This is a genomic window from Kribbella sp. NPDC056951 (genome assembly GCF_042674205.1).
GTDB classification, from domain to species: Bacteria; Actinomycetota; Actinomycetes; order Propionibacteriales; family Kribbellaceae; genus Kribbella; species Kribbella yunnanensis.
Window position 1 is genome coordinate 1,023,732 of record NZ_JBHUQZ010000001.1, and the last position, 23,283, is coordinate 1,047,014.

At 67.6% G+C, this 23,283-nt stretch carries 20 protein-coding genes; 10 read left to right on the plus strand and 10 right to left on the minus strand.

The window, feature by feature from the left end:
* Nucleotides 1-132: 132 nt before the first annotated feature.
* Nucleotides 133-1,143 (plus strand): YeiH family protein, encoded by a 1,011-nt coding sequence (locus ACFTSF_RS04840; RefSeq protein ID WP_380152529.1) that lies wholly within the window; start codon nucleotides 133-135, stop codon nucleotides 1,141-1,143.
* Here ACFTSF_RS04840 and ACFTSF_RS04845 read toward each other — a convergent pair.
* The 3 genes from ACFTSF_RS04845 to ACFTSF_RS04855 all read right to left on the minus strand — a co-directional run bounded on the left by ACFTSF_RS04845 (nucleotide 1,125) and on the right by ACFTSF_RS04855 (nucleotide 6,235).
* Nucleotides 1,125-2,936: a glycoside hydrolase family 2 protein gene (locus ACFTSF_RS04845; RefSeq protein WP_380152531.1), complete on the minus strand. Its 1,812-nt coding sequence runs from the start codon at nucleotides 2,934-2,936 to the stop codon at nucleotides 1,125-1,127. The two genes, ACFTSF_RS04840 and ACFTSF_RS04845, sit on opposite strands and share 19 nt — an antisense overlap.
* A 1,522-nt stretch (nucleotides 2,937-4,458) precedes the next feature.
* Nucleotides 4,459-5,175, minus strand: a complete 717-nt coding sequence (locus ACFTSF_RS04850) for a class I SAM-dependent methyltransferase (RefSeq protein ID WP_380152532.1) — start codon at nucleotides 5,173-5,175, stop codon at nucleotides 4,459-4,461.
* 22 nt (nucleotides 5,176-5,197) lie between these two features.
* Complete coding sequence (locus ACFTSF_RS04855; protein ID WP_380152533.1) at nucleotides 5,198-6,235, minus strand: glycosyl hydrolase; 1,038 nt, start codon at nucleotides 6,233-6,235, stop codon at nucleotides 5,198-5,200.
* A 240-nt stretch (nucleotides 6,236-6,475) separates the two neighbouring features.
* On the opposite strand from ACFTSF_RS04855, the gene ACFTSF_RS04860 reads away from it, so the two are divergent.
* The 4 genes from ACFTSF_RS04860 to ACFTSF_RS04875 are packed head-to-tail and all read left to right on the plus strand — an operon-like array spanning nucleotide 6,476 to nucleotide 9,786.
* Nucleotides 6,476-6,715 carry a hypothetical protein gene (locus ACFTSF_RS04860; protein ID WP_344159228.1) on the plus strand — a complete coding sequence of 80 codons (240 nt, stop codon included), beginning with the start codon at nucleotides 6,476-6,478 and terminating at the stop codon, nucleotides 6,713-6,715.
* Between the two features lie 43 nt (nucleotides 6,716-6,758).
* Nucleotides 6,759-7,103, plus strand: coding sequence for an ArsR/SmtB family transcription factor (locus ACFTSF_RS04865; RefSeq protein WP_380152535.1), 345 nt, complete (start codon nucleotides 6,759-6,761; stop codon nucleotides 7,101-7,103).
* Nucleotides 7,096-7,764 (plus strand): cation diffusion facilitator family transporter, encoded by a 669-nt coding sequence (locus ACFTSF_RS04870; protein WP_380152536.1) that lies wholly within the window; start codon nucleotides 7,096-7,098, stop codon nucleotides 7,762-7,764. Before ACFTSF_RS04865 ends, ACFTSF_RS04870 begins: the two co-directional genes overlap by 8 nt.
* A 9-nt stretch (nucleotides 7,765-7,773) precedes the next feature.
* Nucleotides 7,774-9,786: a leucine-rich repeat domain-containing protein gene (locus ACFTSF_RS04875; protein WP_380152538.1), complete on the plus strand. Its 2,013-nt coding sequence runs from the start codon at nucleotides 7,774-7,776 to the stop codon at nucleotides 9,784-9,786.
* Between the two features lie 24 nt (nucleotides 9,787-9,810).
* Here the strand turns inward: ACFTSF_RS04875 and ACFTSF_RS04880 are convergent, their stop codons facing one another.
* Genes ACFTSF_RS04880 through ACFTSF_RS04900 form a run of 5 tightly spaced genes read right to left on the minus strand, consistent with a single transcriptional unit; the run spans nucleotide 9,811 to nucleotide 14,903 of the window.
* Nucleotides 9,811-10,677 carry an amidohydrolase family protein gene (locus tag ACFTSF_RS04880; protein WP_380152539.1) on the minus strand — a complete coding sequence of 289 codons (867 nt, stop codon included), beginning with the start codon at nucleotides 10,675-10,677 and terminating at the stop codon, nucleotides 9,811-9,813.
* Between the two features lie 4 nt (nucleotides 10,678-10,681).
* Nucleotides 10,682-11,923 carry a RimK family alpha-L-glutamate ligase gene (locus tag ACFTSF_RS04885; RefSeq protein WP_380152540.1) on the minus strand — a complete coding sequence of 414 codons (1,242 nt, stop codon included), beginning with the start codon at nucleotides 11,921-11,923 and terminating at the stop codon, nucleotides 10,682-10,684.
* A 16-nt stretch (nucleotides 11,924-11,939) separates the two neighbouring features.
* Nucleotides 11,940-12,686 (minus strand): alpha/beta hydrolase-fold protein, encoded by a 747-nt coding sequence (locus ACFTSF_RS04890; protein ID WP_344159246.1) that lies wholly within the window; start codon nucleotides 12,684-12,686, stop codon nucleotides 11,940-11,942.
* Between the two features lie 47 nt (nucleotides 12,687-12,733).
* Entirely contained in the window at nucleotides 12,734-13,861 is a 1,128-nt protein-coding gene (locus ACFTSF_RS04895; protein WP_380152541.1) for an MFS transporter, read from the minus strand.
* Between the two features lie 10 nt (nucleotides 13,862-13,871).
* A complete protein-coding gene (locus ACFTSF_RS04900; RefSeq protein ID WP_380152542.1) occupies nucleotides 13,872-14,903 on the minus strand; it encodes an alpha/beta hydrolase in 1,032 nt (343 codons plus the stop codon).
* A 64-nt stretch (nucleotides 14,904-14,967) separates the two neighbouring features.
* Between ACFTSF_RS04900 and ACFTSF_RS04905 the strand changes: the two genes are divergently transcribed.
* Both ACFTSF_RS04905 and ACFTSF_RS04910 read left to right on the plus strand, forming a co-directional pair.
* Nucleotides 14,968-15,312, plus strand: coding sequence for an MmcQ/YjbR family DNA-binding protein (locus ACFTSF_RS04905; RefSeq protein ID WP_344159255.1), 345 nt, complete (start codon nucleotides 14,968-14,970; stop codon nucleotides 15,310-15,312).
* Between the two features lie 72 nt (nucleotides 15,313-15,384).
* Nucleotides 15,385-18,168 (plus strand): hypothetical protein, encoded by a 2,784-nt coding sequence (locus ACFTSF_RS04910; RefSeq protein ID WP_380152543.1) that lies wholly within the window; start codon nucleotides 15,385-15,387, stop codon nucleotides 18,166-18,168.
* Nucleotides 18,169-18,344: 176 nt separating this feature from the next.
* Here ACFTSF_RS04910 and ACFTSF_RS04915 read toward each other — a convergent pair whose 3' ends face one another.
* The gene (locus ACFTSF_RS04915) at nucleotides 18,345-19,085 is read right to left on the minus strand and encodes a response regulator (RefSeq protein WP_380153081.1); all 741 of its coding nucleotides are present in this window, start codon (nucleotides 19,083-19,085) and stop codon (nucleotides 18,345-18,347) included.
* The gene (locus tag ACFTSF_RS04920; protein ID WP_380152544.1) at nucleotides 19,082-20,431 is read right to left on the minus strand and encodes a sensor histidine kinase; all 1,350 of its coding nucleotides are present in this window, start codon (nucleotides 20,429-20,431) and stop codon (nucleotides 19,082-19,084) included. Before ACFTSF_RS04920 ends, ACFTSF_RS04915 begins: the two co-directional genes overlap by 4 nt.
* A 174-nt stretch (nucleotides 20,432-20,605) precedes the next feature.
* On the opposite strand from ACFTSF_RS04920, the gene ACFTSF_RS04925 reads away from it, so the two are divergent.
* The 3 genes from ACFTSF_RS04925 to ACFTSF_RS04935 are packed head-to-tail and all read left to right on the plus strand — an operon-like array spanning nucleotide 20,606 to nucleotide 22,177.
* Complete coding sequence (locus tag ACFTSF_RS04925; protein WP_380152545.1) at nucleotides 20,606-21,373, plus strand: D-alanyl-D-alanine carboxypeptidase family protein; 768 nt, start codon at nucleotides 20,606-20,608, stop codon at nucleotides 21,371-21,373.
* Between the two features lie 29 nt (nucleotides 21,374-21,402).
* On the plus strand, nucleotides 21,403-21,780 hold the full coding sequence (locus ACFTSF_RS04930) for a hypothetical protein (RefSeq protein ID WP_344159267.1): 378 nt from the start codon (nucleotides 21,403-21,405) through the stop codon (nucleotides 21,778-21,780).
* Nucleotides 21,781-21,790: 10 nt separating this feature from the next.
* Nucleotides 21,791-22,177: a pilus assembly protein CpaE gene (locus ACFTSF_RS04935; RefSeq protein WP_344159270.1), complete on the plus strand. Its 387-nt coding sequence runs from the start codon at nucleotides 21,791-21,793 to the stop codon at nucleotides 22,175-22,177.
* Nucleotides 22,178-23,283: the final 1,106 nt, after the last annotated feature.

Consider the following 23,283-nt stretch of genomic DNA (forward strand, 5'->3'; position numbering starts at 1 on the left):
ACCGCCCCCGCCCCACATCCCACGGCCGCCCCGGTCCCGGATCTCGCGGCCGTGCCCGACTCCGCATCCTCTGTCGTGACCCCATTCCACCGTCGCTTCGGCTCCGCTGTGTGGCGGTTGCGAGGGTTGGTGGTGGTTGGTGGGCTGGTGGCGATCGCCGTGCCTCTCGGTCGCTTGGTGCCGGTGGTCGGCGGCCCGGTGTTCGGCATCGTGCTCGGCGTCCTGGCGGGCTTGTTCATCCCCGCGCTGCGATCCGACACCCTGCGACCGGGCATCGACTTCGCCTCGAAGAACCTACTGCAACTGTCGATCGTCGTACTGGGGACCGGGCTGTCTCTGCAACAGGTTGCGCGCGTCGGGATGTCCTCGCTGCCGGTTATGCTCGGCACGCTGGCGCTCGCGCTGGGCGGGGCCTGGTTGTTCGGTCGGCTGCTCGGTGTGCGGGACGACACCCAGATCCTGATCGGCGTCGGTACGGCGATCTGCGGTGGCTCGGCGATCGCGGCGGCGACCGCGGCGATCGGGGCTCGGCGGTCGTCGGTGGCCTATGCGCTCGCGACGATCTTCACCTTCAATGTCGTCGCGGTGCTGACGTTCCCGCCGCTCGGGCATCTGCTCGGGATGAGCCCGGAGGCCTTCGGGCTCTGGGCCGGGACGGCGATCAACGACACGTCGTCGGTGGTCGCGGCCGGGTATGCCTACAGCCAGAGTGCCGGTGATCAGGCGATCGTCGTGAAGCTCACCCGCTCATTGACCTTGATCCCGATCGTGCTGACGCTGGTCGCGCTGAAGGTTCGCCGGGAGAACCGCGCGGCGCGAGCGCTCGACGTACAGGGTGCTTCGTATGAAGGCTCCACCGCCTCGACACGGGGTCCGCTGCCGTGGCGGAAGCTCGTTCCGCTCTTCCTGATCGGGTTCATCGCGGCCGCCGGCCTGCGGACGGCGGGCGCCGTACCGGATGCGTGGCTGCCGACGCTGAGCCTGATCGGGACCTGCCTGATCACCGCCGCGCTGACCGCGATCGGCCTGTCCCTGCGACCACGCGAGCTACGTGACGCAGGACCCAGGCCGCTCCTGCTCGGAGCGATTCTCTGGGTCCTGGTCGCGGTCGGTTCGCTGGTGCTTCAGTCCTTCTTCTCGTAGGCGGCCGGGCGGGTCTGCGCCGCCTGGATCCGCGGTACGTCGAGCTTGTTGGTGCGGTCGAAGTTGTAGATCCCGTTCTCTTCCTGGAAGACATCGGTGAGCTGCGTGTAGCAGTAGCCGAACATCAACGGGTCGTCGAGCAGCACGTCGACCAGCCCGGTGAAGCGGACATAGAAGTCCTCCTCATCGGCAACCCGCTGGCCGTAACCCCACGAGTCCTCGGAGTTGCCGGTCTTGCCGGCGGCCGCCTTCTCCGCGTTCCACCAGATGCCGCCGAACTCACTACAGAAGTACGGCTGACCGGCGTACGGCTGGGAGATCGGCCTGCCCTCGGGCCCGCCGAGGTTCCCGTACGGCGTGCCGTCCTTCAGGCCGGCCATTTCCTGGGCGAACTCGGCCGGGTCCTGCGTGTAGTTGTGCGAGTCCCAGACGTCGGTCTCGGGGACGCGATGCGAGTACCCCGACGAGTCGAGCACCGGACGAGTCGAGTCAGCCGCCTTGGTGGCAAGGAACATCGCGCGGGTTACGTCGTCCAGTTGGGTGATCCGGTCGTGCAGCAGTTGGTGCGTCTCGTTCAGTGGGCACCAACCGATGATGCTGGGGTGGCTGTAGTCACGCTCAACCGCCTCCAGCCACTGCCCGACGTACGAGGCCGTCGGCTGCTGGTTGTCGTCGCCGGTGTGTCCGACCCCGGAACCCCAGTCGCCGAACTCGCCCCAAACCAGGTAGCCGAGCCGGTCCGCGTGGTACAGGAACCGCTCCTCGAACACCTTCTGATGCAACCGCGCGCCGTTGAACCCGGCGGCGATACTCAGCTCGATGTCCTTGATCAGCGCTTCCTCGGACGGCGCCGTCATCAGGCTCTCCGGCCAGTAGCCCTGGTCCAGCACGAGTCGCTGGAACACGTGCTTGCCGTTGATCAGGATCGCCTGGCCGTTGACCGACACCGACCGCAGTCCGGCGTAGCTGTCGGCTTGGTCGACAACGTTGCCGTCGGCATCGATCAGTTCGAGGAGGACGTCGTACAGGTGTGGGTCGGTGGTGTCCCACAACCTGACGCGCTCGGTCGGCACCTGCAGCGTCAACCGCGGCGCGAGATCGAGATCGGCACGCACCTCGGCCGTCGTCACCTCACCGTCGGCGTCCTTGAGGGTCGCGCGGATCTTGTGGTCCGGCTTGTTGGCTGACACCGGTACGGCGAGATGGAAACTGGAGCCGGCGACATCCGGAGTGATCCGCGGTCGCTTGAGGTGCACGGTCGGCACCGCCTCGAGCCAAACGGTCTGCCAGATCCCGGTCGTACGCGTGTAGAGGCAGCCGTAGTTCGCGTACTGCTGGCTCTGCTTACCGCGCGCCTGCGGGCCCTTGTGCGTATCCCGCGCGCGGACCACAATCGTCGCCTCTTCGCCCGGCTGCGCCACCTTGCTCAGGTTGGCGCTGAACGGCGTGAACCCACCCCGATGCCGGACGACCTCGGTCCCGTTAACCCAGACTGTCGCGTCATGGTCGACCGCCTGGAAGTGCAGGACGGCCTCCTTGCCGGCCCACTCCTGCGGGATGGTGACGGTGGTCCGGTACCAAACCACCTCCAGGAAGTCGACATCCTCGATGCCTGACAGTTCGCTCTCGGCGGCGAACGGCACGGTGATCCGTTGTTCCAGCTCCCGCTCCCGCACCCCCCGCTCCAGCCCACTGTCCGACCGATCGATCTCGAACTGCCACTCGCCGTTCAAGTTCACCCACTCCGCCCGCACGAACTGCGGACGCGGGTACTCGGCACGAGGCTGTGTCATCAGTAGCTCCCGAAAGGAAGAGAAGGCGGCGATCCAGAAGACAGTACAACGTTGGAATTGAGCAAGCAACGGGGTGTTCACCCGCACCTCCCCGCCCCCGCACCCCCGGCCCCCGCACCCCCGGCCCCCGCACCCCCCGCCCCCGCACCCCCCGCCCCCGCACCCCCCGCCCCCGCACCCGCCTCGCTACCGCTCGCCCCGCCGGGCGCCCCACCCACCCCACTCCGCGCTGCCGCGCTTCCTCCACGCGCTGCCGCGCTCGTGCGCCTCCGCCCTGCCGCGCTTCGCTCCGCCCTGCCGCGCTCGTCCGCTTCCGCTTCCGCCTCCGCGCTTCCCTCACGCGCTACCGCGTTCCTCCGCCCTCGCGATGCCCGCGCGCCCCGGGGCTATCGCCTCCCGGCGAAGGTTCGCCAGGGAGCAACTGTGGTGATGTGGAGAGTTCGGGCGGAGGGGCGCCGCCGATGTGGTGGGCGCCCGGGTGGATGTGCTGACGCCGAGGGTTTGCCGTGTGATGTGGAGGCTCGCCCGGGATGACTGCGGTGATGGGGAGGGTTCGGGCGGGAGGGGTTCCGCCGATGTGGTGGGCGCTCGGGTGGATGTGCTGACGTGGAGGGTTTGCCGTGTGATGTGGAGGTCCGCCGAGGTGGCTGCGGTGATGTGAGGTTCAGGCGAGACGCCTGTGGTGACGTGGCGGCTCGCCTGGGTGGCCGCGGTGAGTTGGAGGGTTCGGGTGGGAGTGGCTTTGCCGATGGGTGTGGGAGCGCCCGGAGTGGATGCGCTGAGGTGGAGGGTTACCCGGGTGACGTGGAGGTTCGCCCGGGATGACTGCGGTGATGTGGAGGGCTCCGGGCGGGAGGGGATACCCGGACCGCCGCCACTCACCAAACCTCGTTGGCGGGCACATCGGCGGCCGCCGCACGCTCAACACCGCGGTCGCGCCGCGGTTGGTGAGTGTGGGCGGTCCGCAATCGCCGCTCGACGGGTGCGTTGGCGTGAAGGGTTCGCCCGGGGAGAGGCTGGTTGACGCGGTGGGTTCGCCGGAACCGGGTGCGCTGTTGTGGAGGAGGGGCGCCGACTGACTGCAGGTCGCTCGCCCTCGCGGCGCCTCGTCACTCGCGACTCAGCGGTGCCCGCCCAGCGGTGTCGAATCGGCGCACGGACAGGACATATATGTCTACGTGTGGTCCGGTTCACGCCTGCGGATCCCAGCTCGGCTTGGCGATCCACCGATACCTCCTGTCCGTGGCGCACCACGGTCGGCCGGTGGATGCTGCAGTGGCTCTCCGGGGGCGGTGGTCGAACTCCTCGGCATCGGTTCATGGGTATATCAGGGCCTGGGGCAACGATCGTGCGTAAGCCGGTCCGGGGATCGTCGAGCACAGCACGATCCTGCGGTTCGGGTGGGGGTGATGTGTCGGGAAGGACACGTAGTGGTTGGAGAGAAACCGGTTCCGGGGGGTGGGGTAGGCGGGGGTGGGGGTGTGCGTAGACACCTACTACGTGTTCTTGCCGACGGAAAAGCTCAGTTGGTGAAGAGGGCGGCGTTTAGGAAGGGGGCGCCGAAGGTGTGGGGGACGTTGGGTCGGACTGGGCGGAGGTCTATGGGGGTTAGGGAGTTGAAGGTGGAGCGGAGGTCTTCTAGGGAGAAGGACATGCCGCCGGCGGTGTCGCCGGTGGTGAGGATTTGTAGGTCGGTGGGGGTTTCTACTTGGCCGGCGGCGAAGGTGATGATGGCGTAGTGGGCGCCGGGGGATAGGGCGGGGAGGACACGTTCTAGGTAGGTCAGGCGGCGGTGGGGTGCTATGTGGTGGAAGCAGCCGGAGTCGTAGATGACGTCGTACTGGGCGCTGGGGAGTGGGTCTCGGAGGATGTCCAGGGCGGTGACGGTTGCGGTGGGTGGGAGGTCTGGGCGGATGCGGTCCAGGAGGTCGGCGGCTAGGTCTACGCCGTGGACGGTGGCGCCTTGGGTCGCGAACCAGCGGGTGTTGCGCCCGGCGCCGCAGCCGATGTCTAGGACGCGGGCGCCTGACAGGTCGCCCAGTAGGCCGCGGGTGTGCCAGTCGACCAAGGGTTCGTCGGGCAGGTCGGTGGCTAGGGGGTGGCCTTCGCGGGTGAGGATTTCGGTCCAGAAGGCGGCTGCGCCGGGGGCTGATCGATCACCGCGTTCGCTGCGCTCAATCAGGTGGTCGAGGGTCTCGAGGAGCTGGTCGACAGTGTGGAGGCGTGAGGTGTCTGACACCGCCCAGTTCTACCAAACCGGGTTACCAGGTGACGCCTTCGAGGGTGAGGATTTGGGGTTGGTTGAGGGCGGCGGTGATGTCGGGTTGTTGTACCAGGGATCGGGATTGGGTGTCGGTCCAGCTGTACCAGGAGTGGGCGAAGATGGCTGTGGTGTAGGTGTCGAGGGAACGGTCGATGAGGGTTTGGGCGCCTCGGGGGTAGGCGTCGCCGGCTGGGCCGAATTCGGCTAGGCCGGCGGGGTGGCTGAGGTTGCGGGTTTCGGTCCAGTCGTCGGCGTCTGGGCGGTGGCCGGGTTGGTAAGGGCGGAGTTCGTCGTCGTAGAGGTCGAAGCCGGCTAGGTCGACGTAGGCGGCTCCTGGGTAGTAGTGGCGGATCGCGGCGTTCCAGCTGGTGGCTGGGGAGTAGAGCCAGAGCAGGTTGGTGAAGCGGGTCGACAGGTACTGGTGGAGGTCGCGCCAGAGGTCGATGAGGGCCGTGCGCGGAACGGTGACGTCGTGGCCCCACCAGAACCATGGCCCGTTCATCTCGTGGAATGGCCGCAGCAGTACGACGGTGTCGCTGAACCTGTTCAGTACGGCGACCAAGTCGGCCACCTGCGCCCAATAAGCGCGTTTCGGCGAAGAGTCCGGTGCCGTGCTGAGGAGTTGGCGGAGATCCGGTTTCGGTGCTTCGGAATTGCGGACGTAGTACTTGCCCTCGCTGGGGTAGTCGCCCCAGGGATGTGTCCAGTGGGTGCTGATGGTGACCAGGCCGCCGCGGCCTTTGTGGTCCAGGAGTTTGTCGATGGTCCGGGTGTCGTAGTCGCCGGGTTCGAGCAGGCTGACGCCGACCATTGCGGGTCGCTTGCCGGTCTTGCGTTCCAGGCCGTCGACGAATTCGCCGTACGTCGCGGCGCTCCACGCCGAAATCTCCTGGCCGATCAGGAGTCGATCGGTCGACCGGGTCTGCAGGGAACGCAACCAGTTCAGCAGGCGGTCCCGCGGCAGGTCGGCGGGGTGGAACAGGCCAAGGCTGGGCGCGAGGGCGGCGGCTCTGAGGACGGTACGGCGGGTCAGCATGTCTGAAGTGAAAGGGGTCGACGAGTGGACGTTCAATCCTTTCGACCAGCCGAGAAACCTTCCGCCGTGGCCACGGGGCCTCGAACTCCAGGGAACAGAACGTTGAACACGGTGGCAATTCGATCGCAGTGATACGGCGAAAGAACTTGTGGACGCGTTCATCCGGAGGTTTCCCGCGGCCACCGGAGGATCGCCAAGAATCGAGGCTCTTCTGTTGGGCGAAACAGATTTGGAGTGACAATGAAGAAGCTATTCATGGCCGTCGCGGCCGCTGCGGTTGTCGTCGGTGGAGCTGTTGTCACGGCGCCGGTCGCGTCGGCCTCGCCGTTGCGTTACTACACCACCTTCTACACCGGTGACACCTATTCCCAGTGCGTGCAGCGCGGAAATCAGGGCATCCGGAACGGCGAGTGGTACGACTACAAGTGCAACCTGGAAAGCTACGGGTCGGATCTCTACATCCAGATCAGCCCGAACTGACCCAGCCTGGACGCTGAGTGCCATGTGGCGATAACATCGCCACATGGCGATGGTTGATGAGGCGTCCGCGCTGGCGGTGGCTGGGTGTCTGTTCCACGGGTTCAGCGATGCGTCGCGGTTGGCGATCGTGCGGCACTTGGCGGTCGGTGAGCATCGGGTCGTCGACCTGACCGCGCACCTCGGGCTGGCGCAGTCGACGGTGTCGAAACACCTTGCCTGCTTGAGGGATTGCGGGTTGGTCGAGTCGCGGGCGGAGGGCCGGGCATCGGTCTTCCGCCTCGCGCACCCCGAGGCGACGCTGGAGTTGCTGGCCGCGGCCGAAAAGCTCCTCGGCCTGACCGGCGACGCGGTCGCGCTCTGCCCGAACTATGGACTGAACCATGGCTGAGCCACTGCAGCTCGGCGCCACCCGGACGGTCGATCGGCAACGCCTCGGCCGCCGGGCGCAGCTTCTCGCCGGCGCCTCCGTGACGTACAACGTGATCGAGGCGATCGTCGCGATCTCGGCCGGTCTGGTCGCGGGGTCGGTCGCACTCGTGGGCTTCGGGCTTGACTCGGTGGTCGAGGTGTCGAGTGGCCTGATCATCCTCTGGCAGTTCCGCCACCCGCTGCCCGAGACGCGGGAACGTCGAGCCTTGCGCATGCTGGCGGTTTCCTTCTTCGCGCTCGCGGCGTACGTGACGTTCGAGTCGGTCCGCAGCCTGATCACGCAGGCGGCACCGGACGTCTCCCCGGTCGGAATCGGGCTCGCGATCGCGTCCCTGATCGTGATGCCGTTCCTGTCCTGGGCCCAGCGTCGTACCGGAAGAGCCCTTAATTCCAACGCGGTTGTGGCCGACTCGACGCAGACCTTGCTCTGCACCTACCTGTCCGCGGTACTGCTGATCGGCCTCGTCCTGAACGCCACGCTCGGCTGGACCTGGGCCGACCCGATCGCCGGTCTGATCATCGCGGCCGTTGCTACCCGGGAAGGCATCCAGTCGTGGCGCGGTGACAACTGTTGCTCACCCACGGCGACCACGTGCGACGACGGCTGCTGCGCACCGTAAGGTGGCGCAGTGATCGATGCTGTGGGGCAGATCGAGCGGGTGCTGGGTGGGCGGCCGAGTCAGTTGGCGTTCCGTGCACTCTGCGCCGCGTTGGGCCGAGCGGGCAGTCCGGATGAGCTCGTTGTTCGTTGTGCGCAAGGGCTCGCGGATTGGCCCGACGAGACCCGCGAAGCGCCGTGGTCCTGGCTGGCCGCTCTCGACGACGGGTACGCCGTACCGGGGTGGTCGCTGGTTCGTTCGCTCAAGCTGAAGTCGGAACGCATCGGTACGGCGGATGTGCCGATGGAGCCGCATGCGCAGATCACGAGGCTCGATCTGGGGTGGTTGGCCGGCGATCAACTCGCGGCCGTTTCCGAGGCGCTGCCGTCCTGGCCGAATCTGCGGTCTTTGGCCACGCAGATGCTGACCGAAAGGGATGCGGACGCAGTGGCCGGGCTCGCCGCGAACCCCGGACTCACGCAGCTCGAATCGCTTGACCTGATCGACGTCGGAGAGGACCTGGTCCACTTCGAACCGCCGCCCTTCCGCCCACCGGCCGGTCGGGCCCTGCAGCTCCGGCATGCGGGGTTGCGTGCTTCTGACCTCGTGCACTTGCTGCGGTCGGGGATTGTGCCGGAACTGCGCTCGGTCGCGGTGCGCGTCGAGAGCATCGAGGAGGCGCGGGAGCTCGCTGCGTGCTCTGAGCTCGCGCGGCTCGAGCGGTTGGCGATCGCGTTCCGCTGCGGCCGCAACGGGATGCATTCGTGGGACTTGAGCATCGGGAACGTGATTCCCGAGGATGACGCGGCCTGTGCAGCGTTCTTCGGGAACGCCGAGCTGACGGACCTGCGCGACCTCACCATCGTGGGTGCGTCGTTGGTGCGCGGTTATCACGGACTCGGCGCCGATGGGCTCGACGCGGTGGTTGCGAGTGGTGTGGTGAGTCGGTTGACCGCGCTCAGCGTCAAGTTCCTTCCGTTGTGTGATGCGCCGGTGATCCGGGTGGTCGAGGCGCTCGATCGCGAGCAGATCGAGAGCCTGAGCTTGCACGGGGTTGTCATCACTGATCTGACGGCCGAGGCCTTCGCGGGTACCTACTCGGCCCTTCGGAACCTCGATCTCAGTCATAACTTCCTGAGCGAATCCGGTGCTCAGCACCTGGCGCACGATGTCGATCTCCCGGCGTTGGAGCGTCTCGACCTGTCGGGGGATCAGGGCGGTTCGCCGTACTACGGTCGTTCGGAGATCCAGCCGATCGGGGATGCCGGCGCTGTCGCCTGGGCGTCGTCGCACAACGCGATCAACCTGACCGAACTCCGCCTGGCCGCGACCGGCCTCACCCCGGCGAGTGTCCCCGAGCTCCTGAACACCGGCCGGCTCGAGACACTCGACCTGTCCTACAACCAGCTCAGTGGTTGGCCGATCGTCGAGCGACTGCCCGGGCGTCGCCTCGACCTTGAGGCCTGCAACTTGAACGACGACGACCTCAGCGCGCTCACCGCCGCGACTGCCGAGCTCGACAGTCTCAACCTGGCGTACAACAGCTTCGGTTCGGCGAAGGCGTTGGCCGCGTGGTCCGTCGTACCGGGGTTGTGGGAGCTCAACCTGCACGACAGTCACCTCGATGACGACAGTCTCGCTGAGCTCGGTCGCGCCGCCGTCAGCCTGCTTGAGCTGGACCTTGAGCAGGACTGCTGGAAGCTCGACCGACGCCCGTATGACGAATCGCTGCCGCCGGTGATCGCGGATCCGGCGTACTTTCCCAACCTGGACGCGATCTTCCTCGGTGTGGTCGATGAGTATCACGGTGCTCGCTACTCGGCCGGTTATCCGCAGTTGGTTCGCGAGCAACTCGCGCCGACGACACGGCAGGTGCTCCGGAGCTTCCTCGCTCATTTGGAGATGGACGAGGAGGAGACCGGGCCGGACACGGCCGAGGGGCGCGCCTACCGCGCCGAGCACGACTTCCGCCACGACCTCGCCACCAACCGCGCCGAACGCGAGGCGGAAGCCCGAGCCTTCGCGAGAGAACTCCGCGGCTAGGCCCGAGCCCGGGAGCCGAGCAGGCTAGACGCCGAGCAGGCGGGCGCCGTTGTCGTGGCAGACGGCGCGGAGCCAGTTGTCGCCCAGGTCCAGGTCGGCGAGGACCTGGAGTTGGGTGGCGTAGGAGTAAGGGATGTTGGGGAAGTCGGAGCCCAACACAATGCGATCCGCCAGGTCGCCGAGGCGCGGGACCAAGTCACGGGGGAACGGCATCATCGCCTCGGTGAACGGTGTGAGCGCCATCGTCGTGTCCAGATGGACGTTCGGGTACGACGTCAGGTCCAGGTGCTCGGCGTATTCAGGCATGCCCAAGTGAGCGACGACCACCGTCAGCCGCGGGTGTCGGCGGAGGACCTCGCCAATCGGACCCGGCCCCGTATGGCGACCAGGGATCGGGCCCGAACCGCAGTGCGCGACAACCGGCGTACCGGCTTCGGCGAGCTGACCCCAGACGTCGTCGAGGACCGGATCGCGCGGATCGTAGTCACCCACCTGCAGGTGCACCTTGAAGATCCGGGTGCCCAGGTCGAGTGCCTCCCGCACGTATCGCGAGGCAGACGGCTCGGGATAGAACGTCCCGCTCGGCACGCAGCCAGGCGTCTGAAAGGCAAAGGAACGAGCCCACGTGTTGAGCCACTCAGCCATGTCCGGCTTGTGTGGATAGACCAACGAAGGAAACGCCCGAACGCCCAACAGTTCAAGGGTTTTCAGCCGTTCCTCGACCGACGTCCGATACGTGATCGGCCAGGCGGTTCCATAGTGCGTCGACGCCTGGTCGAAGTACGCCCAGACCGCGTTCATCACCTGGTCGGGCAGGAAATGGACGTGGATGTCGACCAAACCGTCCAATCCCAGCCCGGCCCACCACGCCGGTACCTCAGAATCCTGCATGCAGTCAGTGTGTCTCAGCCTGGTCCGCCAGCCACAGATTGATCAGCCCCTGGAAGTGCGCCTGGAACTGCTCCTGCTCGTCAGCCGGGTACGTCGCCACAACCGTCTCACGCAGAATGTCGGAGAACTCCGAACCGCTGAACCAGTCCCGGACTCGAGCGTCGAAGTCGGGCAGATTCTCCGCACACCACTCGTGGTATCGAACGGTGTCGAAGTGCTCATCGGCCAGCGCGAGATAGGCCTCGATCTTGGCGTCGTAGTCCAGATCAGGATTGTCGGCGATGGCGAAGTACTTGTCGGTCTGCAGGTCGACCGAGCTGCGGCGGCCGGTGGCCAGGCTGAACACCGACCACTTCACCAGTGCGCTGATCGCCCACGGGAAGTAGTAGTGCAGCGAGGTCACCGCGACGTCGGGGCAGGCGTTGGCGTAGTCGATCGGGTGGACCGAATCGCCGCGGACGAGCATCTCGCAGGAGTTGAACTCCCAGCCGAAGAAGGCGTTCACGATCCGGCTGATCGCCACCGCCTGGTGTCCGGCGGACTGCGAGAGGAATCCGTGCGAGACGGCGTACCGGTTGTGCATCGGTTCGTCGGGGCGGAAGTCCATCACCATCGTCTCGGCGCCGATCGAGAGCGCGCGGGCGAACTTGTCGTAGTCGATGGTCGCCTGCAGGTGCATCAGCATCTCGCCGGACTGGTCGTAGGCGTGATGCAGGTCGACCTTGTTGTTGATCCGGGAGACGCCGCGCCAGCCGCCGCCGTCGAACGGCTTCATGTACAGCGGGTAGCCGAGGTCCTCGGCGATCGCGTCCAGGTCGAAGGTCTTGTTGTACTTCGCCGAGGTGTAGGCCCAGCGGACGTTGTCGACCGGGTTCTTGTACGGCACCAGCACGGTCTTCGGGATCTTCAGCCCGAGCCGGAGCATCGCGCAGTACGCCGAGTGCTTCTCCATCGACTGGAAGGTGAACGGCGAGTTGAGCAGGTAGGTGCCGTTCATCAGCGCGGCCTTCTTCAGCCATTCGCGCGGGTGGTAGTACCAGTAGGCGAGCCGGTCGATCACCAGGCCGACCTTGACCGGGTCGTTCAGGTCGAACGGTTCGATGGTCAGCCGCTCGGCCTCGAACTCGTGGGTGCCCGAGGCGGTCTTGACCGGGCCGACCTGCCGCAGCAGGGCCTCGAAGGCCTGTGGCCAGTCCTCCTCGGCACCCAGCAGCAGCCCGATCAGATGGCGAGAGTTGTCAGCCACGGGTTCTCCTCACGAATCAGACGAATCGGGGCAGGTGGTGGGCGATCTGCTGCCGCCACCACGGCCAGTCGTGGGCTACGTCGTACCCCCATTGGTCCAGCTCATGCGGGATGCCCTTGGCATTCAGTACGGCGTCGATCGCGCGGGCCGACGGCAACGAACCGGTCGGGTGGGTCTCCCAGTCGCCCTGACCGACGGTGAGCACGACGAACAGTCGCCGGCGCAGCCAGTCCAGGTGGTCGCCCTCGAGGTTCGGCAGGTAGTCGGCCGGGTTGTTGAAGTACGTCGCCTCGCCGCGCTCGCCCCAGGCGTGCCAGCTGGCCGCGTCGTAGTTGCCGGACTGGCAGATCGCGACCGGGAACAGATCGGCTCGTTTGAACGCGAAGTTGAGCGCGTGGAAGGCGCCCAGGCTGCAGCCGGTGGTGATCATGTCGGTGGTGCCTGGTGAGTCCGCACCGATCGCGGGGACCACCTGGTTCAGGATCCAGGACTCGTACCCGCCGTGTCGGCGTGCGCGGTCCTCCAGTTGGATGCTGCGGTCCGACCAGCTCAGGTGGTCGTAGGAGTCGACGCAGTACAGCTTCACCCGGCCGGCCTCGATCAGGTCGGCGACTGCGTCCACCATGCCGTTGTTCTCGTAGTCCCAGGCACGACCCTGCTCACTGGGGAACACCAGCACCGGGCGGCCGTAGTGCCCGTACCGGATCACGGTCCCGCGCCGGTCAAGCCCCGGCGCGTCGAGTTCGACCTGCTCTCGCTCCATTCGCCTCACCCCCGCAGTAGTGTCCCGCCAGCCACCTTGCCATGTCTTTACCTCGGCTGCTTTGTCTCAGCGCGTCCTGCGACCGGACCGAGGGCTGCGACGACTACAGCCAGTACTGCGACTCCACCGAGTGCCGTCGGCAACGACCAGACGCTGGATGCGGCGCCGACCATCGCGGGGCCGAGGAGGAAGCCCAGGTAGGCGATGGTGGTGACAGTGGAGATTGCGCTCGCGCGGCGCTCCGGACCGGCCCAGGCGCCGGCCATGCTGATGATGGTCGGCGCGCAGACCGACGTACCGAGTCCTGCGATGGCTATGCCGACCAGTGCGAGCCAGGCGTTACCGGCCACGGCGGCCAGGGCGCTGCCGACCGCTGCGATGACGCCGCCGGCAACCAGAAGCTGTGCAGGCTTGAGGCGGCGGAGGAGCGCGTTGCCGCTGATTCGGCCGGTGGCCGCGGCGGCGGCAAAGACAGCCGGTGCGCTGGAGGCCAGGGCCGGGGCGGCGCCGAGCGTGGTGTCGAGGTGTACGGCGCTCCAGCTCTGCCAGGCGTTCTCGACGACGAAGGCGAGTGCGCAGAGCCCGCCGAACACCAGTAGTGCGGGTTCCAGTCGTCGGGGCGCCTTTTCGGCGACCACTGGCTTGATGTGCGTGGAGCCGGGTGCGAGGACGACGGCAGCGAGTAAGGCGATCAGGATGAAGACTCCGCCGAGTACTGGCAACGCACCGGCGCCGGACGCGCGGAGCGCCGCCGTACCGAGGCTTGCGACGACTACTGCGATCGAGAACAGGCCGTGAGCCAGGTTCATCAGCGGTCGGCCGGTGTCAGCCTCAGCCGCGGACCCGGTTGCGTTGACTGCCACATCCGTGGCTCCCGAGGTGGCACCGAGCAGAAACAGCGCACCGCCCAGTGCGACGGGCGATCCGGCCAGTGCGGGCAGCACACCGCACGCTCCGAACAGGAGTACGGCTACCGGGAGTACAACTCCGCCGAAACGGTCGATCAGGTAGCCGGTGAACCGCATCGAGCACAGTGCGCCCAGTCCGACCATCAGCAGCGCACCGCCCAACTGGGCATCGGTGACACCAGCCTCGGCCTTCACAGCGGGTAGCGCAGCACCCCACGCACCCCAGAACAGACCGAACGCACCGAACCCAGCGAGTGTTTTAACCACCCGCTCGACACTAACTCCAGACGCGGTTCAGCAATCCGGTCAGATCAGGATCCAAGACGTCCCGCCAGGCGGTGAAGTTGTGCATGTCAGGTGTCTCGTCGAACTCGACCGCGAGCCCGAGCTCGGCCAGCTGCGCCGCCATCACCCGGTTGTTGTGCACGTTCTCTTCCGTGGCACCCGCAGTCATCGCAACCGCCGGTGTGCTCGGGGCAGCCGTCGCGGCCAGCACCTCGCGGACGAAACCGGTCACCTGCGCGTAGAACTCGAACCGTGACTCCTGCGGGTCGGTGTCCGGCGTGAAGAACGATCCGGACTGCAGGAACAGCCCGTCGAACGTCCCCGGGTGGTGCCACTCGGCGTACAGCGCTGCCAGTGCGCCCAGGCTCGCGCCCATGAGCACCGGCTGACGACTCTTGTACTGCGCCTCGATCGTCGGAAGCACGAGCTGTGTCAGAGCCTCGGCGTACTGCGGATTGGCGGCGTACCAGAGGTTCCGCGTGGTCGGCCGGATCAGGGCGAGCCGGAACGGCGGGAGGTCCGCGGAGGCGATCATCGCGCCGGCGTAGTGCATCAGACCGGCGTACATGGCGAACTCAGGCCCGTCATGCGACAACAGCAACGGCAGCTCGAACGCCGGTGTGATCCCCTCCGGCGCCCACACCTGTACGTCGATCGGCCCGACCGGCGAGTCCACCGTGAGCGGGGTCAGCGTCGACGCCACCGGCGCAACCCCGATCCACGCCGGCTCGACGTACCCGGGCAGCGGCAGCCACGAGTGGTCACCGAATGCGCCGCCAACCACCCGCGGGTTGGTCGGATCGGTCCGCATCCCCAGGTCGGCGATATCGAACAGGTACTCCATCCGATGCACCGACGGCCGCGGCAACCGCAGCTCCCAGCCGTAGTCCACCGGTTTGAACTCCAGCAGCTCAGCCGCCAGCCCCAGCTCCTGCCACAGCCGCACCCCCGTGAACGCATGCGACGGATCGCCGAGGCGGAACACCACCTCGGCCCCTTCGACCGCACTGACCACACTGGGCATCCGAACACGGTAGCGGCAGAAACACTGACAACACCTGTCAGTGATGACGGCTTATCGTGAGGAGGTGGTCGATCTCACGGATATTCGGGCAGCGACAGCCGACCTGCCGCGCAGCTACGAGGTGCTGGTACGAGACCGGATCAAGTTCCGGGTCGGCAGCATCGTCTACCTGGCCGTGTCGCCGGACGAGGAAACGATCGGTATCGGTTTCCCCCGCGAGGAACGCGCCGCCGCGCTCGCCGCCGAGCCGGACAAGTTCCTCCCGCCGAGCAAGTCCGACGAGCGGTTCCAGTGGATCGTCGTACGACTCGCAGCCATCGAGTACGACGAACTCCGCGAACTCGTCATCGACGCCTGGTCCCTGTGCGTCCCGAAAAAGGTGCGCACGGAGTTCTTGGCGAATCTCTGACACTGCTCCCGGTGACGGAGCGCAACGGAATGGGTACGTTGTCCCCTCGACCGTGAGAATTCTGGGGGAGACATGGCCGAGGTTCCGGTGGGCTTCAATCGACTCGCCACCTCGTTGTACCAGGCGTACCGGCGGGGGAGCCTGCGGCGCGAGAGCGACGAGTCACAACCGATCTTCGCGTGCAGCCAGGATCCACTTGACCTGGAGCCGGCCCGGGGCGGTGAGCCCGCGACCCCGGTCGTGTTGCGGTTGCTGGCGACCCGGCTGCAGCTCGGCGGCCGGCAGGCGCCGGAGAAGCAGATACCGCACGTTCTCGTCGGCCTCGAGGATGTCTCGCCATCGGACGGGCCGGACGAGAATCTCCAGCCGGTGTCGACGGAGGAGGTCGACCAACTGGTCGAACTCCTCGATCGTTCGACGTCAGGGCTGAAGGACAACCACGCGGGCGGCTATGACTTCCCCCGGTACGACCTGGTCCGCTGGCTCATGAAGGGGTACGCCGGTGCCCTGCCCAGGCAAGAGGATCCGCCCCCGCCACCACCGTCCTTCAAGGACGGGCAGGTTCGCCAGGCAATGTACCGGCGGGCTGTCGGAGGGGCCGCCTCCGCCGACAGTGTCTGGGGACGCATCCAGCTGCAGTTGCCGGGGTGGCTCCAGCCGCTCACCCTCTGGCTGCTGCCCGCGTTCTTCTGGTTGCGGCACAGCGGCCGGGTGCCGGTGCTGTCCGGGGAGTACCGCTGGCTGCGCAATCAGGGTTACCTGGCGCGCGGTGACGACGACAACCTGTTCGAGCTGGCCCTGCGACTCACCGAGGACAAGCGGCGCAACCTCGACCCCGAACGATTCGCCGGACTGCTGGTGAACGCGTTCCTGGAGGACCTGCGGGCCGGGTTCCGGCCGGTCGAGTGGATCCACAAGCACCGGACCATGCACCCCATCCTGCTGGTCGGGCCGATCAGCAGGATCAACGGCGGGTACCTGCTGGTCCGGATGGTCGAGACGGTCCGCAACGACACCCTGCGGTTCGACCCGCTGGTACTGGTGACCATCGGCCGCAAGGTTCCACCGCTCGCGGAGGAGCCCGCCGAGAACGACGTGAGTATGGACGTTTGGCGGACGAAGCATCTGGAGGAGAGCCTCCGGCGCTCTGTCGGAGCCTGGTTGCTGAAGTTCCCGATCAGCGACACCGTCGACGAACCGCCGCCTCCGCGCAAGCGCTTCGGACCGCCCCCGGCACCCAAGCCGCCGAAGCTGGAGGAGGAGATACCCCAGTCGTTCGAGCGGGTTCGCGGGCCGATGTGGCGGCGGCGGTCCGGTGGCTGGTCGATCATCGTGACGGTGCTGGTGGTGCTGGCCGCGACGTACGCCGGGTTCGGCGTACTCGATGATCGGCGGCACTGTGGTGGCGACGGGTTCCGGTGGCTGTTCTTCGAGGCCGTGGACGACTCGGTGGCCAGGGTGGACGGTGACTGCGTCGGTCTGACCGACGGTACCAACGCCTTGCTCTACCCGAGCGAGTCGTTCGGTCCGGTGGGGGACAAGATTCTCGGGCAGAACCGGCAGGCCGCCGAGTTGAGCAAGCGGGATCCGGAGCGGCCGGTGATCACGCTGGCCTCCCTGACCTCCGCGAGCGACGGCGGCTCGAGTCCGGGCGGCTTCACCGCGGAGCGCGAGCAGTTGGCCGGGCTGGCGGTCGCGCAAGCTGTCCAGCTCGGGAAGCCGTCCCAGCGCTACGAGCCGATCCTGCGCGTGCTGATCGCGAACGCCGGGCCGCGGTACCGGCATGCGGACCGGGTGGCGGCGCAGCTCGGCGCCTTGGCGGCGAAGGATCCCTCGGTGGTGGCTGTGGTCGGCATGGTCGAGAGCCGGCAGTCGACGCAGGACATGATCCGCAAACTCGCCGCGGTCGGGCTGCCGACCGTCGCGGCCACCCTGACGGCCGACCAGATGATCGACGTCAGCCGGATGTATCTGCAGATCAGTCCGCAGAACCGGCGCGAGGCGGCGGTCGCCGCCGCGCACGTCCGGAACCAGCTCGCGACCGGGAAGGACCCGTTCGGCAACCCGCTGACCAACAAGCTCATCGTGTACAAGTCCGACGATCCGTCCGACACCTACAGCCAGAACCTGGCCAAGGACGTCGTGCAGGCGTTCGCGGCGGTGGGGATCTCCGGTACCTCGTCCTCCTACAGTTCCCAGGGCGGGGCGACGGATCCGGCCGCGGCCGGCCGCGAGGCCTGCGATCACCAGGGTGAGGTGGTGTTCTTCGCCGGCCGCGGCCAGGTCGACTTCCAGGCGTTCCTCGGTGGCATCCAGGACCGCTGCCGGACCAGGCCGCCGTACCTCATCGGTGGTGACGACACGACCAAGTACGTCGCCGATCGCGAAGTCAGCGGCCTGAACCAGTCGGTCCCGTTCCAGTACCTCGCGCTCTCGCTGGCACCCGATCTGCTGGAGAACGCGACCTCGGAGTCGGCCGATTTCTACAGCCGGCTGGAGGAGTTGTTCCCGTACGAGAAGACCGATCGTGGCCGCAGTCTGGACGGTCACGCCGCGCTGAGCTTCGACGCGGCCTACGCCGTGGTGCTGGCGACCAGTTTTCTGCGGCGGGACAACATCGCCGTGAACGGCGGGACGGTCTGGTCCGCACTGCAGTCGATGACCGACGCCGACGGCGCCAAGCGCGGCTACCAGGGCGTGACCGGGCGGATCGACTTCGGCGGGACCGTCTCGCGGCGGGTGCCGGTGAACAAGCCGGTCGCGATCGTCACCTTCCAGCGGGGTAAGCCGGTGCCGAAGGCAACGATTGTCTGCGGTTCGCGGTCCGAGTCGCCGGCCTGGTGCCCGGCTGACTAGTCCTTCGGGATGAGGGAAAGACCATCCTGGCGGCCGATGGGTGGCGGCGATTCGGCACGCATTCTTGAAGGTATGACCGGGGACTTCTTACCTGAACGCCGTAAGGCTTCAGTGCTCAGCCAGATTCTGACCGTCGCACTACTTGCGGCGGTCGCCGTCGTTGCCTGGCTGGTGCTTTAGGCGTCCCAGCGCACTTCCGCCTCGCCGGGCCGGACCACGCCGGCCTCGTAGGCGACGACGACCGCCTGCACGCGGCTGGACAGACCGAGCTTGGACAGCACGCTGCTGACGTGGGTTTTCACCGTGGTCTCGCTGACGAACAGCTTGCTGGCCAGGTCGCGGTTCGAGAGACCGCGCGCCATCCAGACCAGGATCTCCCGCTCACGCTCGCTCAGCTGACTGAGCATCCCGGCCCAGCGCGCATCCGGCTGCGCGGGCGCTGCGGCCGTCGTACCGCCGATTTGGCGCTCGAGCTCGACGCAGCGCTCCAGCAGGACGCGCGTCGACGCCGGGTCGACCAGTGAGTCACCGCGGTGTACGGCTCGGACGGCTGACACCAGCAGGTCCGGGTCGGTGTCCTTGAGCAGGAATCCGGACGCCCCGGCCCGCACAGCACTCAGTACATAGGCCTCGTCGTCGAATGTCGTCAGCACCAGTACGGCGGGCTTCGAGCGCCCGGCGGCCTTGTTGGCCGCGGTGATGCGCTCGGTCGCGACCAGGCCGTCCATCACCGGCATCCGGATGTCCATCAGTACGACGTCCGGGTCGTACTGGTCGATCAGCCGCAGCGCCTCTTCGCCGTCACCGGCCTGCGCGACCGTGGTCAGGTCGGGCTCGTGATCGAGGATCATCGCCAGCCCCATCCGGATCACGCCCTGGTCGTCGGCGACCAGGATCCGGATCTTCGGCTCGCTCAGTTCTGCGGCGGCAGCCATGCCTGCACTCTCCATCCACCCAAGGGGCCCGCCGCGACGGCCAGTGTGCCGCCGACCGCTGTGGCCCGTTCACGCATCCCGATCAGCCCGTTCCCGCGGCCGCTCTCGCTCCGCCGGGCGGTCTCCAGCACGTTCACCGGTGGTGGCCCACCGCTGCCGTTGTCGTCGATGGTGAGGAGCTCGCCCTGCGGACTACTCTGCCAGGTCACCCGAGCCGCGGTGGCCTTCGCATGCACCATCACGTTGGTCAGAGCCTCCTGGATGATCCGTACGGCGGTCAGGTCGGTGGCCGTGGTGAGCTGCTGCTGCCGGGTCGGCAGGAACATCGCGACGTCGATCCCGACCGCCTTCAGCCGCTCGCCCATCCGGGCCACATCGCCCAGGTCGGGGACCGGGGCGGTCCCGCCACCGGAGTCGGTCGGCTCAGTTCCCGGTGCCGCGTTCAGCACCCGCACGGTCTCGCGCATCGCGGTCAGCGCTTCCTTGCCGCTGGCAATGATCCAGCGGATCGCCTCCCGCAGTACTTCGGGGCGCTGGTCGGCCACGCGGTCGGCGGCCTGGGCGCGGATCACCACCGCGCTGACGTGGTGCGAGATCACATCGTGCAGGTCGCGGGCGATCCTGGTGCGCTCAGCGACCGCGGCGCGTTCGGCCTCGACCGCGCGCAGGCGGACCAGTTCGGCGTTGCGCTGCTCGAGGACCGCGACGCTCTTGCGGCGCCGGCGGGCATCGGCGCCGAGCAGCACCATGCCGCAGATCAGTGCCTCGGCGAAGACGAAGAGCGACACGTTGATGTAGCTGTAGAGGCTTTGCAGGTCGCTCGGCAGGTTCTCGTACCGGCGGCCGTACATGATCGCGCGGTTGGAGTGCCCCAGCACGATCGCGACCACAGTCGGCAGCCCGATCATCAAGGCGGCCAGGCTGCCCATCGCGAAGAATCCGCTGACCAGGCGACGGACGCCGTTCGAGGCAGCGATGTAGCCGGCCACCAGCAGCGGGACCAGATGGATCTCGGACTGCAGTGCCGCGTCGGCGATCTCGGGCTGGCCGAACATGGTGAGCCCGAGCTGGGCGGCCAGACCGGTGCCGACGGTCGCGTACACGAGCGGGTAGAGGATGGCGACGGTGATGAGGGTGGTCCGGGGGCTGCGGCGGCCGAAGGCGACGGTGGCGATCAGGAAGACACCGGTCACCGCGGAGACCATCGGATTGCGCGGTCGCAGCCAGCTGTCGTCGATCACTCCGAGGGCCACGAACCAGACAACGCCCACGAGGGCAGCCACCAGCAGGTCCTGCTGGAGCTGGGTCAGGCGTCGCCATCCGGTCATGTCGCCCAGCGTAGTCATCCGGTTCTGAGTAACGCTTCGTCACAGCGGTCGGGAAGTCTCCAACTTTCGGACGAGTCCGGACGTCCGAACTGATACTCAGGGCCTACTGGTGGACTCGGAGGACGGTCCCTGGGACCGATGTGTGTTCCGTGGCAATCCGAGAGGCTGTACCCCATGACCGAACAGCTACCGCAGCGGCCGCGCCGTACCTTGCGGTCCCGGTTGCTGTCCGTGACCGGAGCGGCTGTGCTGGTGACCGTGGTCGGATCGGTCCTGATCTGGCACACGCAACTGGGCGAGTTCTTGTCGCCGGAAGCCGACAAGGAGCCGGTCGTCTCCGGTCTGAACGCGCCAGGCGTCGGCGCGCCGCCTCCTCCCACGAAGCTGGCCACCGGCAGCCCGGCGAACCAGCCCACGCGTGGCCCTAGCTCCGCGCCCACCAAGGCCCCCAAATCCGAGCCCACCAAGCCCGGGTCTACCAAGCCCACGACGCCGGCGCCGACCAAGCCCGCGCCCACCAAGAGCCCCAAGTCGACGCCCACCGCGGAGTACGGCGAGCAGAACATCAACGCGCTGTCGCCGAAGCTGCGCGCCCGGTTGAAGAAGGCGATCGTCGCGGCCCGCGCCGACGGCGTCCGGATCCAGATCAACTCCGGCCGGCGCAGTACCGCCAAGCAGCAGCGGCTGTTCGACGACGCGGTCAAGAAGTACGGCTCCGCGAAGGCAGCGAGCCGCTGGGTGCTGCCGCCCAAGTACTCCGCCCACGTGCAAGGCAAGGCCGTCGACATCAAGCCGGCCGCCGCCATGCAGTGGCTGGACAAGAACGGCTGGCGCTTCGGCGTCTGCCGCCGCTACGACAACGAACCCTGGCACTTCGAGGCACTGACAGCGCCAGGAACCAAATGCCCACCGCGTGAACCCCACTCAGTGGCCAAGAAATAGTCCATCCCGATGCTTGCCAGGAGCAGATCATGACGATGACCTACGCACACCCGTTGCCCACGCGCTACACCCGCGCCCGGCTGACCGTCCCCGCCCTGTGGCGCCAGGTGATCCGCGGCACCGACACAGCGAAGGGCAGTGAGAAGACCATGCCGGAGCCGGACCGTTCGGCGTACACGCAGCTGGAGATCTACGACGGCGTTCTCGCCGCCTTCGAGCGCCGCGACGAGGTCGCCGCCGTGCTGTCCGCCGCCGGCGACCGCGACACCGCAGTACGCCGCTTGCGTCAAGAGCTGGCGTTGAGCCACCTGCAGGCGACCGCTCTGGTCGATCTCCCGCTCACCACCGAGTGCCGCGACCGCATCGCCCACCGCGCCGCGGAGTTGCGTACAGCCCTGGAGCGGTAACACTGGATGTGTGATCACCCTCGAGCAGGCCGCACGGTTACGCAAGGCGGGTGTCCTGTGGACACCCGCGGCCGGCGATCGGTTCGTCGTCCCCGACCGCGAAATGGACGAAGACGTCTTCGTCGTGAGCGACATGACCGTCGAGGTCCACGACTACCAAGGCAGCAAGGTGATCGGCTTCAACGGAACCACCGAGTGGGCCCTGGACAGCATCGAACAACGCGAGGTGATCTGGCTCCCTCGCGAAGAACAACTACGAGCCCTGCTAGGCCCCCACTTCCGCCGCCTAGAGGCCGTCCCCGACGGCTTCGCCGTCGAGCTGACGAGTTCCACACATAGCTCTCCAGACGCCGAACAGGCCTACGCCGACGCCGTACTACATTTGCTAGCCGCCTGATTCCCCAGGCCCGCGATCGCGGCACGGGAGCAGGACGTCGGTGGACCAGCGATGATCGCCACCTGCGCGGACCGTTAGCACCGAGCGAATCACCCCGGCCCCCCGGGCTAACCAACCCGGCCCCGAGCTAACGACCCCGGCCCCGGGCGAGCCACCTCTAGCCGTGGGCGAACCACGCCTCAGCCACCCCGGCCCTCGGGCCAACCACCCCGCTCCTGGGTGAGCCACCCCTATCCGCGGGCTAACCACCCCCCCAGGGCTTAACCACCCGGCCCCCGCCCCGGGCGAGCCACCCCAGCCCCGGTTGATCGGGCTCCGGCGCGCGCCCATCCCCGCAACCACGTGTCAGCTAGCCGCGGTGCACGCGACGTAGGAGCGGGCTGGAGCGGCGGCTGCTTGCGAATGGACGGTGGGGCGAAACTGCTTTCGAGGGGAAGCGGCGTTAGCCGCGTCGGAGGGTGGGTGGGGCGCACGGGTGGAGCTCGCGACGGAGGAGCGCGCGTGCCTGGAGCGAGGGGTGACGGGCGTCGGGAAGGACACGTAGTAGTCGCCTCCGGAGGCTCCGGTCAGGCGTGGGTGAGCGTGGGGCGACCGGTGTTGCGGCACCACTACGTGTCCTTACCGACGATCCCCAGCCGTCCAGCAAGAGCCGAACGGCGCTCACCACGCCACCCCGACCCCGGCGACCACCCCAGCCCAGCCGAGCGGGCTCCCGGCGTCGTCCCTCCCCACAACCACCTGTCAGCTAGCCGCGGTGCACGCGACGCAGGAGCGCGCGTGCCCGGAGCGAGGGGTAATCGCGCGAGGCGGATCGCCAGCTCGGGCGAGCCACCCCCAGCCCCCGGGCAGGCAACCCCAGGCTCGTTGACCGGGCTCCGGCGCGCGCCCATCCCCGCAACCACGTGTCAGCTAGCCGCGGTGCACGCGACGTAGGAGCGGGCTGGAGCGGCGGCTGCTTGCGAATGGACGGGTGGGCGAACGGATCTTGAGGGAAGCGGCGGTAGCCGCGTGAAGGGGTGGGTGGGGCGCACGGGACGTAGGAGTGGGCGTGTTCGGGGCGAGGGGGGATCGCGTGGGGCGGACCGCCCCCACTCACTAACTTGGGG

Bases quoted from the DNA above. Each gene is read 5' to 3' on its own strand.
- ACFTSF_RS04900 (WP_380152542.1), bottom strand. From the start codon at position 14,903: ATGCCCAGTGTGGTCAGTGCGGTCGAAGGGGCCGAGGTGGTGTTCCGC.
- ACFTSF_RS04860 (WP_344159228.1), top strand. From the start codon at position 6,476: ATGAAGAAGCTATTCATGGCCGTCGCGGCCGCTGCGGTTGTCGTCGGT.
- ACFTSF_RS04865 (WP_380152535.1), top strand. From the start codon at position 6,759: ATGGCGATGGTTGATGAGGCGTCCGCGCTGGCGGTGGCTGGGTGTCTG.
- ACFTSF_RS04925 (WP_380152545.1), top strand. From the start codon at position 20,606: ATGACCGAACAGCTACCGCAGCGGCCGCGCCGTACCTTGCGGTCCCGG.
- ACFTSF_RS04870 (WP_380152536.1), top strand. From the start codon at position 7,096: ATGGCTGAGCCACTGCAGCTCGGCGCCACCCGGACGGTCGATCGGCAA.
- ACFTSF_RS04855 (WP_380152533.1), bottom strand. From the start codon at position 6,235: ATGCTGACCCGCCGTACCGTCCTCAGAGCCGCCGCCCTCGCGCCCAGC.
- ACFTSF_RS04910 (WP_380152543.1), top strand. From the start codon at position 15,385: ATGGCCGAGGTTCCGGTGGGCTTCAATCGACTCGCCACCTCGTTGTAC.
- ACFTSF_RS04845 (WP_380152531.1), bottom strand. From the start codon at position 2,936: ATGACACAGCCTCGTGCCGAGTACCCGCGTCCGCAGTTCGTGCGGGCG.
- ACFTSF_RS04880 (WP_380152539.1), bottom strand. From the start codon at position 10,677: ATGCAGGATTCTGAGGTACCGGCGTGGTGGGCCGGGCTGGGATTGGAC.
- ACFTSF_RS04920 (WP_380152544.1), bottom strand. From the start codon at position 20,431: ATGACCGGATGGCGACGCCTGACCCAGCTCCAGCAGGACCTGCTGGTG.
- ACFTSF_RS04930 (WP_344159267.1), top strand. From the start codon at position 21,403: ATGACGATGACCTACGCACACCCGTTGCCCACGCGCTACACCCGCGCC.
- ACFTSF_RS04890 (WP_344159246.1), bottom strand. From the start codon at position 12,686: ATGGAGCGAGAGCAGGTCGAACTCGACGCGCCGGGGCTTGACCGGCGC.